Source organism: Psychroflexus sp. MBR-150 (assembly GCF_053628795.1).
This window is the reverse complement of the sequence record NZ_JBRJHB010000004.1, coordinates 64,753-78,608: the sequence shown is the minus strand read 5'-3', so window position 1 is coordinate 78,608 and position 13,856 is coordinate 64,753. Positions and strand designations below refer to the sequence as shown.

17 protein-coding genes are annotated in these 13,856 nt (G+C 33.3%); 9 read left to right on the top strand and 8 right to left on the bottom strand.

Annotated elements, in window-relative coordinates; translation table 11 throughout:
• Positions 1 to 23: 23 nt before the first annotated feature.
• Positions 24 to 734 (top strand): hypothetical protein, encoded by a 711-nt coding sequence (locus ACSSV5_RS03575; protein ID WP_454244808.1) that lies wholly within the window; start codon positions 24 to 26, stop codon positions 732 to 734.
• The gene (locus tag ACSSV5_RS03570; protein ID WP_454244807.1) at positions 712 to 1,353 is read left to right on the top strand and encodes a hypothetical protein; all 642 of its coding nucleotides are present in this window, start codon (positions 712 to 714) and stop codon (positions 1,351 to 1,353) included. Before ACSSV5_RS03575 ends, ACSSV5_RS03570 begins: the two co-directional genes overlap by 23 nt.
• Before the next feature lie 317 nt (positions 1,354 to 1,670).
• On the opposite strand, the gene ACSSV5_RS03565 is transcribed toward ACSSV5_RS03570, so the two are convergent.
• From ACSSV5_RS03565 to ACSSV5_RS03545, 5 genes are all read right to left on the bottom strand, one after another.
• Positions 1,671 to 4,337, bottom strand: a complete 2,667-nt coding sequence (locus ACSSV5_RS03565) for a restriction endonuclease (RefSeq protein ID WP_454244806.1) — start codon at positions 4,335 to 4,337, stop codon at positions 1,671 to 1,673.
• Positions 4,338 to 4,346: 9 nt separating this feature from the next.
• Positions 4,347 to 4,775, bottom strand: coding sequence for a GxxExxY protein (locus tag ACSSV5_RS03560; protein WP_211066207.1), 429 nt, complete (start codon positions 4,773 to 4,775; stop codon positions 4,347 to 4,349).
• A gap of 27 nt (positions 4,776 to 4,802) precedes the next feature.
• Positions 4,803 to 5,693, bottom strand: a complete 891-nt coding sequence (locus ACSSV5_RS03555) for a KilA-N domain-containing protein (protein ID WP_454244805.1) — start codon at positions 5,691 to 5,693, stop codon at positions 4,803 to 4,805.
• A 132-nt stretch (positions 5,694 to 5,825) separates the two neighbouring features.
• A complete protein-coding gene (locus ACSSV5_RS03550) occupies positions 5,826 to 7,802 on the bottom strand; it encodes a DNA methyltransferase (protein ID WP_454244804.1) in 1,977 nt (658 codons plus the stop codon).
• 4 nt (positions 7,803 to 7,806) lie between these two features.
• A complete protein-coding gene (locus ACSSV5_RS03545) occupies positions 7,807 to 8,004 on the bottom strand; it encodes a helix-turn-helix domain-containing protein (protein WP_454244803.1) in 198 nt (65 codons plus the stop codon).
• Positions 8,005 to 8,398: 394 nt separating this feature from the next.
• Here ACSSV5_RS03545 and idi point away from each other — a divergent pair, with 394 nt between their 5' ends.
• The 5 genes from idi to ACSSV5_RS03520 all read left to right on the top strand — a co-directional run bounded on the left by idi (position 8,399) and on the right by ACSSV5_RS03520 (position 11,621).
• On the top strand, positions 8,399 to 8,938 hold the full coding sequence (gene idi / locus ACSSV5_RS03540) for an isopentenyl-diphosphate Delta-isomerase (protein ID WP_454244802.1): 540 nt from the start codon (positions 8,399 to 8,401) through the stop codon (positions 8,936 to 8,938).
• Complete coding sequence (locus tag ACSSV5_RS03535; RefSeq protein WP_454244801.1) at positions 8,935 to 9,342, top strand: 6-pyruvoyl trahydropterin synthase family protein; 408 nt, start codon at positions 8,935 to 8,937, stop codon at positions 9,340 to 9,342. Before idi ends, ACSSV5_RS03535 begins: the two co-directional genes overlap by 4 nt.
• Before the next feature lie 4 nt (positions 9,343 to 9,346).
• Positions 9,347 to 9,799, top strand: a complete 453-nt coding sequence (locus tag ACSSV5_RS03530; protein ID WP_454244800.1) for a peroxiredoxin — start codon at positions 9,347 to 9,349, stop codon at positions 9,797 to 9,799.
• Positions 9,777 to 10,766: a type I phosphomannose isomerase catalytic subunit gene (locus ACSSV5_RS03525; RefSeq protein WP_454244799.1), complete on the top strand. Its 990-nt coding sequence runs from the start codon at positions 9,777 to 9,779 to the stop codon at positions 10,764 to 10,766. The genes ACSSV5_RS03530 and ACSSV5_RS03525 overlap by 23 nt, the downstream gene beginning before the upstream one ends.
• 75 nt (positions 10,767 to 10,841) lie before the next feature.
• Complete coding sequence (locus ACSSV5_RS03520) at positions 10,842 to 11,621, top strand: glycosyltransferase family 2 protein (protein ID WP_454244798.1); 780 nt, start codon at positions 10,842 to 10,844, stop codon at positions 11,619 to 11,621.
• On the opposite strand, the gene ACSSV5_RS03515 is transcribed toward ACSSV5_RS03520, so the two are convergent.
• The 3 genes from ACSSV5_RS03515 to ACSSV5_RS03505 all read right to left on the bottom strand — a co-directional run bounded on the left by ACSSV5_RS03515 (position 11,602) and on the right by ACSSV5_RS03505 (position 13,306).
• Entirely contained in the window at positions 11,602 to 12,366 is a 765-nt protein-coding gene (locus tag ACSSV5_RS03515) for a lipopolysaccharide kinase InaA family protein (RefSeq protein ID WP_454244797.1), read from the bottom strand. The genes ACSSV5_RS03520 and ACSSV5_RS03515 overlap by 20 nt on opposite strands.
• A 255-nt stretch (positions 12,367 to 12,621) precedes the next feature.
• On the bottom strand, positions 12,622 to 12,780 hold the full coding sequence (locus ACSSV5_RS03510; RefSeq protein WP_454244796.1) for a hypothetical protein: 159 nt from the start codon (positions 12,778 to 12,780) through the stop codon (positions 12,622 to 12,624).
• The gene (locus tag ACSSV5_RS03505) at positions 12,770 to 13,306 is read right to left on the bottom strand and encodes a PIN domain protein (protein ID WP_454244864.1); all 537 of its coding nucleotides are present in this window, start codon (positions 13,304 to 13,306) and stop codon (positions 12,770 to 12,772) included. The genes ACSSV5_RS03510 and ACSSV5_RS03505 overlap by 11 nt, the downstream gene beginning before the upstream one ends.
• Here ACSSV5_RS03505 and ACSSV5_RS03500 point away from each other — a divergent pair.
• Complete coding sequence (locus ACSSV5_RS03500; RefSeq protein WP_211066218.1) at positions 13,240 to 13,419, top strand: DUF433 domain-containing protein; 180 nt, start codon at positions 13,240 to 13,242, stop codon at positions 13,417 to 13,419. The two genes, ACSSV5_RS03505 and ACSSV5_RS03500, sit on opposite strands and share 67 nt — an antisense overlap.
• Positions 13,419 to 13,829, top strand: a complete 411-nt coding sequence (locus tag ACSSV5_RS03495) for an HYC_CC_PP family protein (protein WP_454244795.1) — start codon at positions 13,419 to 13,421, stop codon at positions 13,827 to 13,829. Before ACSSV5_RS03500 ends, ACSSV5_RS03495 begins: the two co-directional genes overlap by 1 nt.
• Positions 13,830 to 13,856 lie beyond the last annotated feature (27 nt).

Here is a 13,856-nt window from a genome sequence, read left to right as displayed (position 1 = left end):
AAAATTTGATTAACCTTATTGTTATGAAAACGTACTTCAAACTCTTCTGTTTAATAAGTATATTGGTTTGTTGGTCTTGTGAAGATATTGCTAATAACCGACGGTTGATTTTTACAGGAAATTTAATAGACGAAAATAATCAACCCATTCAAAATGCACGTTTGATTTCAACACTAAGTGCTAATGTTGGTTTTGAAGAAGCCGAAAACAGAATAGGTTTAGGACAAACCAATACAAGTGGTTTTTTTGAATTCGCATCTCTAGTACCTTTGTCTTCAAGCGCAGGCTTACAAATTATTCCTGAAGAATCCGGTGTTATAGCTGAAGAATCTGATAAATTTGCAAATGTAGTTTTATCTTTTACAAATGACGTTTTTGATAATGTCAACCAAGTCGAACTTAATGATTTTAAAATTCCAAGGAAAGCTATATTAGAGCTCAACATTCAAAAAACTTCTACAGAACCAGTTTTTTTAGAATGGACTATCGAACGGAAAACAGCGCAATGTTTTATTACAATTTCTGAATTAAATGAATTAGAAAACATTGAATTTTGCAATACTTTTTTTAGTATTTCAGGCCAAAATAATTCAGAAAACCCTAACGAACAACGAACAATTCAAAGCCTTCGTAATTCTACAGTTTTCTTTACTTTCAGCATTAACAACGCCCCCAATCAAGTTATAGAAATTACATTAAACAACCCTAGCAATGTCTTTGAGTTTACTTACTAAAACTTTTATTTTTTTATTTTTTATCTACTGTTTTACGCTTCAAGCTCAAACTTCAGATACTTTAGAGAATAAAACTAAACAAACTAAAACTCATCTCAATGTCGAGTTTTCTGGTATTTTACCAATAGCTGTTGGTGAGAACTTCGCAGCAGATGGTATGGACTTTAACTATGGATTAAGTTTTAGTTTTAAAGGTTATTTTAATGATCATCTATTTTTTGGCTTAAAATTTCAGCACTTAAGAGCTGATGTTGCCGATGAAACTCTGGTTGGTGTTTTTGAACACAGTAATGTCAACTCTTATTTAGCTGTTGGTGGATACCGATTTATTTTGGATGAACAATTTAATATAGAATCTTCATTAGGAATTGGAGCTACGGTTTACAATAATAAAAAAACAACAACAACTTTTAATGAAAAAATAGACTTTGAAGATGATGCAACAACTATGATTATTTCTGTTGCAACAAGTTATCGAATAACAAATCAATTAAAAGTATTTATAAAACCAGAATACCGTATAGATTTTATGCGAATTGATACTGCACCTATCCGTCAAGATTTTTTCGACGAAGCCCATTTTTTAAACATTTTGTTTGGAATAAGATTTGGCTATTAGGTCTTTTAATACTGAATGTTATTTTAAATATCGTTTAGTATATGAAAAGTAGGCGGTTTCGAAGCACTAAACTTTTGTTTAAGCACAAGGATTGATACGAACTAAAAGCCTTGATTACAGAACTATTGCGCCTATTTTTTATATACATTGTTACCTGCTGGCTTTATTTTTTCGTTCGTCTGTCAGCGTTGGCAAAGACATACTCTTTTGCAATTTTTGGCTTGTGTGTCGGCTGGTGCGAAACGAAGTTCACGAACTCTATTAACAAAATAAAGATACGTGAGTAATTGCAAATGTGTATGGCTTTTAGCGTTGGCTTATTCAATCAATTGTCCGACTTTATTTACCACTTTATATTCTAATTCATCAAATTCGTTAAAGTGTGCTTTTCCGCATTTGATTTTCAATTGTTCATCACCGCTTAGTTTTGCTAAATCTACCTCTGGTGTTCCTGTATCTTTAGTTTCAGCTACAAAGTAGATTTTCTTGTCGTCTTCAAATACCAAAGCCCAATCTGGATTGTAATTGCCAATAGGTGTAGGGATTTTAAACCAATTCGGAAGTTTAAAATAGAACTTAATTTGGTCGCTTGATTCACAGTCCTTTGCAAACTTGCTTTCAACTCCCGAATCTAAAGGAACAAACTCTTCATAAATGGTTTTAGAACTGTCTGTCACTTTAAATGAAAAGTCATTTAGATACACTTCTAATTCCTGAGCTTCAAAAAGTGCCATTTCATATGCTGCTCCGCCAATTTTTTGGTACTTGATTCCGTCAATCATTAAGTCGTACAAAGTCCGTTTTATGGCTTGGGTTGTTAAGTCCAAAAACAATTGTGGATTGATTAAAATATCTCCAATTCTGTCGGACTTACTTAATATCTCTTGAATGGTTGAACGAGTTAATTCTGTTTTACTTTGGATATAGCCCAAAACGTCGGGGATTTTCCAAGAATAGCTGTCGTAAGATTCTACTTTGTCTCCTGCGTACATTGTTTCAACTCTTTCGTCTGTCATATTGATGTTGACTTTAGTTGAACGAATAGAAGGTGCTTTGATTTCGGGTAAATCTTTAACCGCTTTTGCTGATAATGTGATTAACTCGTCAGTTTTATAATCAACTCGGTAAGTCGTTTTCTTTTTGAGGTTTTCCCAAATCTCCAAGAATTTTGGGTCAGCTTCAAATCCTTTTCGATATTTAATTGCGGTACGTTCTCTCTTGTTCTTAATTCTGCCTTTAAATTCAACGCCACAATCATCTTCAATTTCTTTTTGCAAGGTCTTTGCAAAATCATCATACGATTCATTGGCGATAACTGTCAAGCGATTTATGTTTTGGTCATAAGTTCTTTCCAACTTACCATCATCTGTTTTTCTAACTGCTAAACGTAATCCTCGTCCAATTTCTTGACGTTTTTTAATGTCAGATTTGGTTTCGTTTAGTGTGCAAATCTGAAAGACATTAGGATTGTCCCAACCTTCACGAAGTGCTGAATGTGAGAATATGAAACGAAGCGAATTATCTACATCCAATAACTTCTCTTTGTCTTTCATTATCAAGCTATAAGTATCATCATCTGCTTGGGTTTCGCCTGAAGTGTCTTTGAATTTCCCCTTTTTGTCTTGAGAAAAATATCCGTTGTGTATTTCATTAACTGGAAACCTATCCAACTCTTTAAATGCAGGTTTTGAAACGAACTCTTGGTAAATTTCTTCAAACCATTCTGCAAATTTCCCTTTGTTTGGATTTCCTGCTGAATCATAATGACGGTAATTTGCGACTTTATCAATGAAGAAAAGCGAAAGCACTTTTATTCCTAATTTGTTGAGGCGTTTTTCTTTTTTTAAATGTTCTTCAACCGTTTTACGGATTTGAAATTTCATTACTTCATCATTCAATCCGCCTTGACTGTCTCCTTTGTATAAAAGATTTCCGTTTGAAATAGAAATACAGTTGTTCGTTGCGTCTATTTCTTCAATAATATAACCATCTGCATAAATTTCTCGTTCGTTGGATAGTTTGTATAAATCGTCTCCAACTTTAACGGAAAGGGATTTCTTTTTTACGCCTCCTTTGTCATTTACGTTGATTGAAACTTTTGCGGTAACTTTTGTCTTTGTTGCCTTAATAGAATCTACTTGAACAAAAGCATCATTAAACGCATTTTCTTCAACAATAGAATCTACTTCAATCTGTTTTACCAAGCCTAAATCGTAGGCTTTTACTGGATTCAAACTATACGTAAGATTGTATTGATTTCTGTGTGTTGCAGAATAACGAAGTGTACAAAGTCCTTTTAAATTTTCAATAGCCGAAATACGTTTTTCGGTTTCCATATTTTGTGGCTCGTCCACAATAAGAATTGGATTTACCGACTGAATAAACTCAATGGGTTTTCTTCCATTGGCTCTGTAATGCGGTTGATTGATTATGTTTTGGTCTTTGGCAAATGAATCTATATTTATTACCAAAACTTCAATGTTGTTGTTCGTTGCAAAACCTCTTAAAGTTGAAACTTTTGAACTGTCATACACTTGAAAATTCAATGGATTATTGTCGTACAAGTTTTGAAAATGCTCGTGCGTGATTTCCAAGTTTTTTAAAACACCTTCTCGAATGGCAACAGAGGGTACAACTATCACAAACTTTTTAAAACCGTAGGCTTTGTTTAGTTCGTAAATGCTACGCAAGTACACATAGGTTTTTCCTGTTCCTGTTTCCATTTCTACAGAAAAGTGCATTCCGTCCAATGCTTTGCTTTGCTCAATCTCGTTTTGTTCTTGAACAGACTGCAAGTTTTTAAGGATTTGTTCTTCTGATAGAATTAAGTTGTTACCAACGCCATTGATTAAATCTAAAGTGCCTTCTTCCTTTAGGTCAAATTCCATAATAGAATCTTCCAAAGGTTGTCCTTCAAATAAGTCTGTTATAGACTTTATAGCGTCTTGCTGATATTGTAGGTTAGAATCAAACGTTAACTTCATCTGTCTGAATTAGGATTTGTTGGATTTTTGGATTCTAGGATTGTTCTCGACATATTCCTTATTCTCAGGGTGATTTACATTATAAACTCGCTTAAACTCCATACTTTTTGAACCAAAATTTATAAGTAACCCAATTGGCAAATTATAGGCTTGGCAATAATTCATTGCCTGAGCCAAGTGAACATCTTCTAATTTGATTAAAGCTTTTAGCTCAACCATAATTAGGTCTTCAACAAAAAAATCTACACGTCTAGTACCTATATCGATCCCTTCATAAAATATGCTCATTTCCATTTCACGTTGATAACCTAGTCCTTGTTTTTCCATTTCAATTGCTAACGCTCTTTGATAAATCACTTCTTGGAATCCATTACCTAAAGCTGAGTGTACTTTCATTGCACAGCCTATGATTTTATGTGTTAATTCTTCATATCTCATAATCTAATCATCCTTTAATCTTAAAAATCATAATTCTGACGGTTTATTTGAATCTAAATATACATCATCCGTCGTCTTCTTAATGGACTTCAAAAAATCCTGTTTGTCTAATATTTCTTTTTGATAATGTGCAATTGTGTAGAGCTTTTTAAAACGATCTCGTTTGCTTAATCCTTCTCGAATCATATCTGCGTTGGCAGATTCTAAATTCGATAGAATAGCCAACTCGTTAATACTGGCAATATCTCGTAAATTTTTACCTTCTAAGGTCAATTGCGGATTGGCTTCTCGCCATTGTTTAGCTGTACACTTGAATAATGCTACATTCAAAATATCGGCTTCTTCTGCATAGGCGAGCCATTCTGTTTCTTTAGTATAATTAGACTGTGGTAAAATGTAGTCTTTCACAGCATCTGTTTGAATGCTGTAATTAACCTTGCTCAATACACGCTTTACATTCCATTCTAAATTGTATTGGTTGTTTTCAATTTCTTTAAGGCGTTGGTACTCTTTAATTAAATACAGTTTGAAAACTGGGCTTATGGCAGAACCAAATTCAAAGGCTATGTCTTTGTGGGCATAAGTTCCTCCATACTTTCCTTTTTTTACTAATAATCCAATAGCATTGGTGGTCTCTATCCAATTCCCTGGGCTTAAAACAAAGCTGGGTAATCCTGCCTGTGTTTTAAAGTGGTCGAATTCGACCACTTTAAAATTAGGGTTGTTCATTTGCTCCCACACGCCTAAAAACTCAAGGGTAGAGCGGTTGCGTATCCAATTTTTGATAATATCGGCAGCTCGTCCGTTACCTTCCTTACCTTTTGCCATATCTGTAAGCGAGATATAGTCTTCGCTTTCTATTTGTGAAATAGTGATTGGCAGATTTTGTACCTGTATGGTTGTATTCTTTTTACTCATTTAAGTTGCATTTTATAAGCATCGATTTCGAAGCGTTAAACCTGTCGAATTCGACACCTTTTTAATTAAGGCGATTTCGCCCCATTTAAAACCATTTTTCAAATCACAATTTCTCAATCTTAAAATCATAAATCAAATGGTTTTAAATTCTATACCTGCATCTTTCATCTGCAAAGACGCATTGGTTTTCAATTGGTCGTTGCCTTTAAAAAGCTTGTCTAAAGCAATTACTTTTTGTGGCTTGTTGGCAATTACTGCATCAATGATTTCTTGATTGGCTTTTTCCAAAATCAATACAAGTTCGGTTTCATTGATTGCATAAAAACCGTCTTTTGCTTTAATGGTGCTGTTTAGGTCTTTACCACTTTTTAGCAGAAGTTCGTACACCATATTTTCGATTGTGGCGTTTTTTGCAACTGGGTCAACAAACAATTTCATTTGCTCTTCCAACGCTTGTTTGTCTTTTCCCGTAATTTGTTGCCATTGCTTGAAGTTGCTATCTGCAAGTTTTAGCACTTTGAATCCTAAATCTTGATTTTCTAATTCTTCAATTTTGCTTTTCAGACTTTCTATTTCAGCTTTTGTTTCTTCTGTAGGTAGTTCGCTTTCCAACTTCTTGATTTCAGCTTGTAATTCATCAATCTGTTTACCTAAATCTTCCTCAATTTTTTTGCCTGCTCTTCTAATCCGTTCTTTGGCAATATCGGATATTGTTTTAAAGCCGTCTTTATATGCGATACTATCTTTTTGAGTAAGTTCTGGCAATTGAACTTGAATATGTTTTCTTTTTAGGTCATCCTTAGTATTTAGCCTTAATGCCGCATCTGCGGTTGTTCCTGAACCTGAAAAGAAATCCAAAATAATTTCATCCTCAGTTGTAACCCTTTCTATAAGATATTGAATTAACTCGTTTGGCTTTGTGTAGTCAAAGTAATTCTTTAAACCAAGTCTATCTAAATATTTTGAAGCTTGTGTACTTGAATAGCTTTCAATTACAGAATATGGTCGTTGCGTCCTTTCTATCTTATTTCCTTCATTATCACAATTCAAATATTGTTTCGTGTATACAGTCCAAATATCCTTTGAATCTTTTTTTATTTCAATAAAACCATTTTCTAATCCCCATTTTAATTTTTCTTTAGACCATCTCCAACAAGCTTGTTTCCCACTATTATTATCCTTTGGGTAAACCTGATTGCCGTCAGGTGTTTCTATTGGATAATCAAGGCTTTCTGAATATTGAATTGAACCCATACCAAGTTTTTGTAAATAATATGGACCTCTTTCTTTGACGAATTCATCTTCACTTTTGTATCTATCCCTGTTAGATATATCTGTACCAATAATCTCAACGGATTCCTTAGATTTTCCGTAGCATAAAATAAATTCACGTTTTACTCTGAAATATTTGCTATCTGAACTTCCTCCACCTTCTTTATTTAGCCACACTATGTTTGCTATGAAGTTTTCTTCTCCAAAAATCTCATTCATTAACAAAGTCAGATTATGTACTTCATTATCATCAATAGAGATAAAGATTACTCCATCTTGTTTGAGTAGATTTTTGGCTAAATAGAGGCGAGGCATCATCATATTGAGCCAATTACTGTGGTATTGTCCGTTTTCTTTACTGTTCTTTTTGAACATACCGTCTTTGGTCATATAGCCTTCTTCGTCTTTGTCGCCAACACGTTTTTCGTAGTCTGCTTTAGTTTCAGAGAATTTGTCAGGATAAATAAACGAGTCTTTTCCTGTGTTGTAAGGTGGGTCTATGTAAATCATTTTCACCTTACCGAAATAGCTTTTTTGAAGCACTTTCAGCACTTCCAAGTTTTCACCTTCAATAAAAATATGTTCGGTATCGTCAAAGTTTACGCTTTCGTCTTTGGCCGGTACAAGCGTTTTTGTAGTGGGTGCTTGCAACACTTTAAAGGCTTCACTTTTTCCTGCCCAATTCAGCACGTAGCGTTCATTAGAGAAGTTAATATCTTCTCCAAGCGTAGCTTTTAGTTTTTCCCAATCTACTTTGCCTTCGGTAAATACTTCAGGCAACACTTGTTTTAAAGCGTTTAGTTTTTCCTGTTCTGGTGTTAGACTTGCTCCGTCCATATATTTATAATTCTTTTCTGTCCGTTAGTAATTCCTTGGCTTCTATATTCAAGATTTCCGCAATCTTGTATAAGTCCTCTAAACTTGGTTGTCGTCTATTTTGAGCATAAGAATTAACCATATTATAACTCTTACCAAGCTTCTCAGCCAACCAAATTTGCTTAATTCCCTTTTTTTCTAAAACCTCTTTTATTCGGTTCATTTTTGAACTTGTTTTATAGTCCGCTAAAATAGGAAAAATTATTTATTATCTCACTAAATGAGTATTTAAATAACCATTCTGTTTGGGTGCGGTGGGTAAGGGCAAGCTCTTTTGGTTTTTTCAGCGTTGGCTTTGCGTGACGGCAAAAACCAAATGTGCTTGACCGTGCGGTGGCTTTTCAGCTTGCAGGTAACTCCAGTATATACAGGATCCTTAAAATACCTGCCAGCATTTCGGTTCTACTCAATGACCACAGCAGGCTGGTACGTCGGCATTATACCTGTAGCACATTATTAAGTCAAATAGGTTTAACTTTATTAAAGTAATACTAAATCTTTATTTTTCATAGGCAAGTTAAAAGAGTTTTATTTTATTTACAGTTATTAATCTTTATATGAAAAATACCGACGATAAATACGTGATTTTGGTTGATGAGAACGATAATCCCATCGGCAAAATGGAAAAAATAGAAGCCCATGAAAAAGGACTTTTACATCGTGCGTTTTCAGTGTTTGTTTTTAATGATAAAGACGAATTGCTGTTGCAACAACGAGCGTTGACCAAATATCACACACCAGGATTGTGGACCAATACCTGCTGTAGTCATCAAAATGAAGGAGAAAGCAATATAGAAGCAGGAAAACGTCGCTTAGAAGAAGAAATGGGGTTTTCTGTGCCTTTAGAAGAAGTGATGTCTTTTACCTACAAAGCTCCTTTTGCAAATGGCTTGACCGAGCACGAATTTGACCATATTCTAATTGGATATTACAACCAAGACCCTAAACCTAATCCTGATGAAGTTGCAAATTTTAAATGGCGAACTTTAAACCAAATCAAATCAGATATCGCCAATCATCCTGAGCAATACACAGCTTGGTTCAAAATTATATTTGATAAATATCTCACCGCCATTGCACAAAACAAAATGATATGAAAGTTACGGTTCACAGAAAAGCACATTTTAACGCTGCCCATCGTTTGTATCGAAAAGATTGGACAGATGAGAAAAATGATGCCGTTTTTGGGAAATGCAGTAACCCACATTTTCACGGTCACAACTATGAATTAGTGGTTTCTGTGACAGGTGAAGTTAACCCTGAGACGGGTTATGTTATTGACATAAAAGAGCTTAAAGATTTAATCAAATCTGAAGTTGAAGACGAATTTGACCACAAAAATCTCAACGAGCAAGTTGAGGTTTTTAAAACATTAAATCCTACGGCAGAAAATATCGTGGTAGTGATATGGCAAAAGTTGAGAAAACGTTTAGATAAGCATCTCGAACTGAGCGTGACTTTATACGAAACGTCAAGAAATTTTGTAACCTATAAAGGCTAATACAATGAAAGTAAACGATAAATTGAAAGCATTTACTGCCAAAGATCAAAACGGAGATGAATTTGATATTTCTCAATATCTCGGTAAAAAACCTTTAGTCATTTTTTTTTATCCCAAAAATTTTACGCCAGGTTGCACCAAAGAAGCTTGTAGTTTTAGAGACAGCTATCAAGATTTTAAAGACCTCGGTGCTGAGGTTATCGGCATAAGTGGTGACAGCGAAAGTTCACACCAACGCTTTGCTAAAAAACACGATTTGCCTTTTACATTGCTTTCTGACCAAGATGGTAAACTCAGAAAGCAATTTGGTGTAAAAAAAAGCTTGCTGGGCTTGTTACCAGGTCGAGAAACCTTTATTTTTGATGACAAAGGCATTCTAATTCACCGTTTTAATAGTATGGATGCCAAACCACATATCAGAAAAGCCTTAAAAGTTGTCAAAGAAATCAAATCTTAAACCAAAACTTTATCCTTTAAAGTTTAAACCCATTTTAAAAGAAAAAATATGGGGTGGACATCATTTAAATTATAAAGATTCATCCATTGCAAAAAACACTAAAATTGGAGAGTCTTGGGAGATTAGTGGCGTTGAAGACAGCATATCAGTTGTTGATAACGGAGATTTAAAAGGTCAAAAACTGAAGGCTATTTTAGCTGATTATAAAGAACAATTAGTTGGCCATTCGGCTTATAAACGTTTTGGAAACGAATTTCCTTTGTTGATAAAGTTTATCGATGCTAAAGACAATCTCTCCGTGCAGCTTCACCCTGATGATAAGATTGCTAAAGCCAAGCATAATTGTCTGGGGAAAACGGAAATGTGGTATATCATAGAAGCTGAAAAAGATGGTTTTATTATAGCCGATTTTAATCGAAAGATGAATCGAGAAGAATATTTTAAAGCCGTTGAAAATAAGACGATAAAAGACGTTTTGAACCACATTAAGGTCAAATCTGGTGATGTGTTTTTTATCGCTCCAGGCTTAATTCACGCCATTGGTTCAGGGGTTTTACTCGCCGAAATTCAACAAACTTCAGATATCACCTATAGAATTTACGATTGGGATAGAGTAGATGATCAGGGGAATTCTCGAGAGCTTCATCAACAAGAAGCTTTAGAGGCGATAGATTTTACTTATAGAGAGTCCAAAGTGAAATATGATAAAATAACAAATTCACCGAATGAAGTTGTTCACAATGAACATTTTAAAACGGATTATCTCAAAGTAGAAAACAGATTAAATTTAGATTTGACTAAATATGATAGTTTTACAATCCTTATGAATGTTGGCAAGGATGCTAAATTATATTATAACGAAAATACCTTTACGTTTAACGCGAAGGAAACTTATCTGATTCCAGCAAGCATTTCAAATATTAGTATTGAAGCAAAACAAACAGAAGTTTTGAGGGTTCATATATAATTCTAAAATAATTATTCATTAAAAGCTGAATAATTCACGAGCCTTTGTATTTTTGACACGGTTTACACCAGAACTATGACCCAAACCAAACCAAAAATTACTGGCCTTATCATTACACTCAATGAAGAGAAAAATATTGGTAAAGTCATTGAAAATATAGATTTTGTAGATGAAATTATCGTTTTAGATTCTTTTTCTACCGACAAAACTGTTGAAATTGCAGCGTCTTACAATCAGGTAAAAGTCTATCAAAATAAATTTGAAAACTTTACCGACCAACGCAATTTGGCTTTAGATTATGCTACTCATAATTGGATCTTATTTTTAGATGCAGATGAACGCCTAACACCAGAATTAAGAGAAGAAATACTTGAAACGGTAAAGCAAGATGATACAGCAGAAGCTTATTATTTTTATAGAAAATTTATGTTCAAAGACAAGCCTTTACATTTTAGTGGATGGCAGACCGATAAAAACATTCGTTTGTTTAAAAAGGATGCCGCACGATATTCTAAAGAGCGTTTGGTTCACGAAATTCTAAGGGTTAAAGGTCGAACGCGAACAATGAAGTATAAACTGATTCATTACTCATATATCGATTATCACAGCTATAAACAGAAAATGATCAGCTATGCCAATCTCAAAGCAAAAGAGCTTTATATGAAAGATGTAAAACCGAATTTTTTTCATTTTTACATCAAACCAGCTTATAAATTTCTTTATACTTATTTGATACGTCTTGGGATATTAGACGGTAAGCGAGGCTTTATTATTTGTTATCTAAACGCCTTAAGTGTGTATTATCGTTATCCTTACTTAAAAACACTTTATCGCTCTAAGAAGACTTTAATTTAAACTTTTTCTTAAATCTTTTTTTACGATGAAATTTCTTTTGAAATGCTGATGTGGCTTCCCATAACATTTTAAATAATTTCTCTGAATTTTCACCGCTTAATTTGGCATATTCATCCGCTATAATACTCACCATATCGAGTTTTGGAGTTAGGCGTCTTAAATTGAACATTCGTTGCTGAAGTGTCAAACTATCGTGAAATGCCATCCGATTAAGGTCAACGAGATAAAACTCATAATGGCTATCACTTACTTTTTTAATCAAAGTATTGCCAGGAGAATGATCTTTAAATTCAATGCCGTTTTCGTGTAATTTAAAACAAAACTGTGTGAATTGTCTTAAAATAACTTCGTGTTCAGGCCACTCAGAATCAGTGACTAACTCTCTGAACATCAAGTCGTATTTTAAGTGTTCTGATACATAGTAACTGCTCGTTAAACCAATTAAATCTTTATCTTCAACATAAGCTATAGGTTTTGGCGTGCCTATATTTTTTGCGATGAGATGTTGAGCAAAGTTGTAAGAACGCTTAGCCTTTGATTCTCTAAAATATGTATAAATGATTTTTTTAATAAAATTAGGCTTTTGAAAAGCTTTGATATTTATGGTTAAACCATCAATTTCAAAAGTCTTAATACTATTTCTACTGCCGCCATAAATCAATTGACCTTGCTTATCGAAATTTACTATGCAATTTAATATCTTATCTTGATAGGGGTTAAAATCTGGATGAATTTTTATAATCATTTATAAAATAAGTCTTATTGCAAAATTAAGAATATATTTTTCATAGGCTGTGTAATTTTATGCCATTGTAAGTTTTACAAGTTTTTAATGTTTTTAAATTAAAAGCAAAAGAAAACTTAAAAGTTGAATTTAACGTAAAGGCTATATACAGTATTGTGAAAAAAATTCCACCACTTTTTAACTATTCAATAAATTTAGCAACAATCCTTTAACTGCAATTAAATTGGCAATACAGCATAAATTATAGTCTTATTTTTAGGCATCGGGTTTTATTCGTCCTCTTTCGATGCTTTTGCTTTTTAAATATTCCAAAATTTCTTCTTTTGTCATTGTCGAGAAGATTTTGTCTAATCTGTCTTTTTGCTCTCTTGCAAATTTTACTGCATCAAATTTTTTTTTTGTTTTAGTTTCCATATTTCATCAATTCTCTTGGTGAGCGAATGTCCAATTGTTTATAACCATTTTTTAAGTTTATAGAATTATAGCCCCGTATTCGCTCAACATTTACTATATGCTTAAAATTCCAACTAAAAAGTATGTCAGCTTGATAAATTGTTGCAAGTGCAATATCCAAACAATCTGCATAACTTGTTTCTCCAACTACTTTTTGGTCAATATATTCAGTCGCTAAATTAATGACCTCATCTTTATCTTTAAGAAACTCAGTAAAATTATTACCTAAATTCGCAAATAGATTTTTAATATGTTTTGGTGCAAATTCTAATTCCTCATCCAACATAGTTGATAATAAGACCGTAAATTCACCGTTATTTATTCGTTTGAATAGGGGTTTAGTCCACTCCTCAAATTCAGTGTCAAAATAACCGCCAAATACGGAAGTATTCAAATATATCCGTTGAACATATTCTAAATTTGTTAGCCTCTGGATGGAGTGAAAATCAAATCTTGGAAAATTATCCCAGATTAAAAAAGAAGACATACAGTCAGTTTTTGCTTTCTTATAAGATATTTTTAAAGATAATATCAGACAGAGAAAATATTGATAAATTAATAACACGATTTATTAAAAAATACCATATATTTGTAATGTGATGAAATCAATTTTCAATCAAATATTGAGTGTTTTAATGGCTGTTGTTGTGATGTGTTCAACCCTATCAATGACGGTAAGCACACACTATTGCGGTAATATTATGGTTGATAAATCCATCATAAAACCCGCAAAAAAATGTGTGTTATATGAAAATGAAACACAACAAAATAATGGCATTACAAAAAGCAATTGTTGCAATGATGAGGTCAAAATCATAAAAGGACAAGATCAATTAAAACTTCAATCTACTGATTTTGAATTGCCACATCCCATTTTTGTTCAAGCTTTGGTTTATACATTTTTTGTAAAACCTATTTTTCAGACCAATACAACGCCTTCACATTACGAATATCCACCGCCTTTATACGAAAGGAACTTTCAAGCTTTATACCAGGTTTATCTGATTTGATATATTAAAATTTAACACAATTCTTTC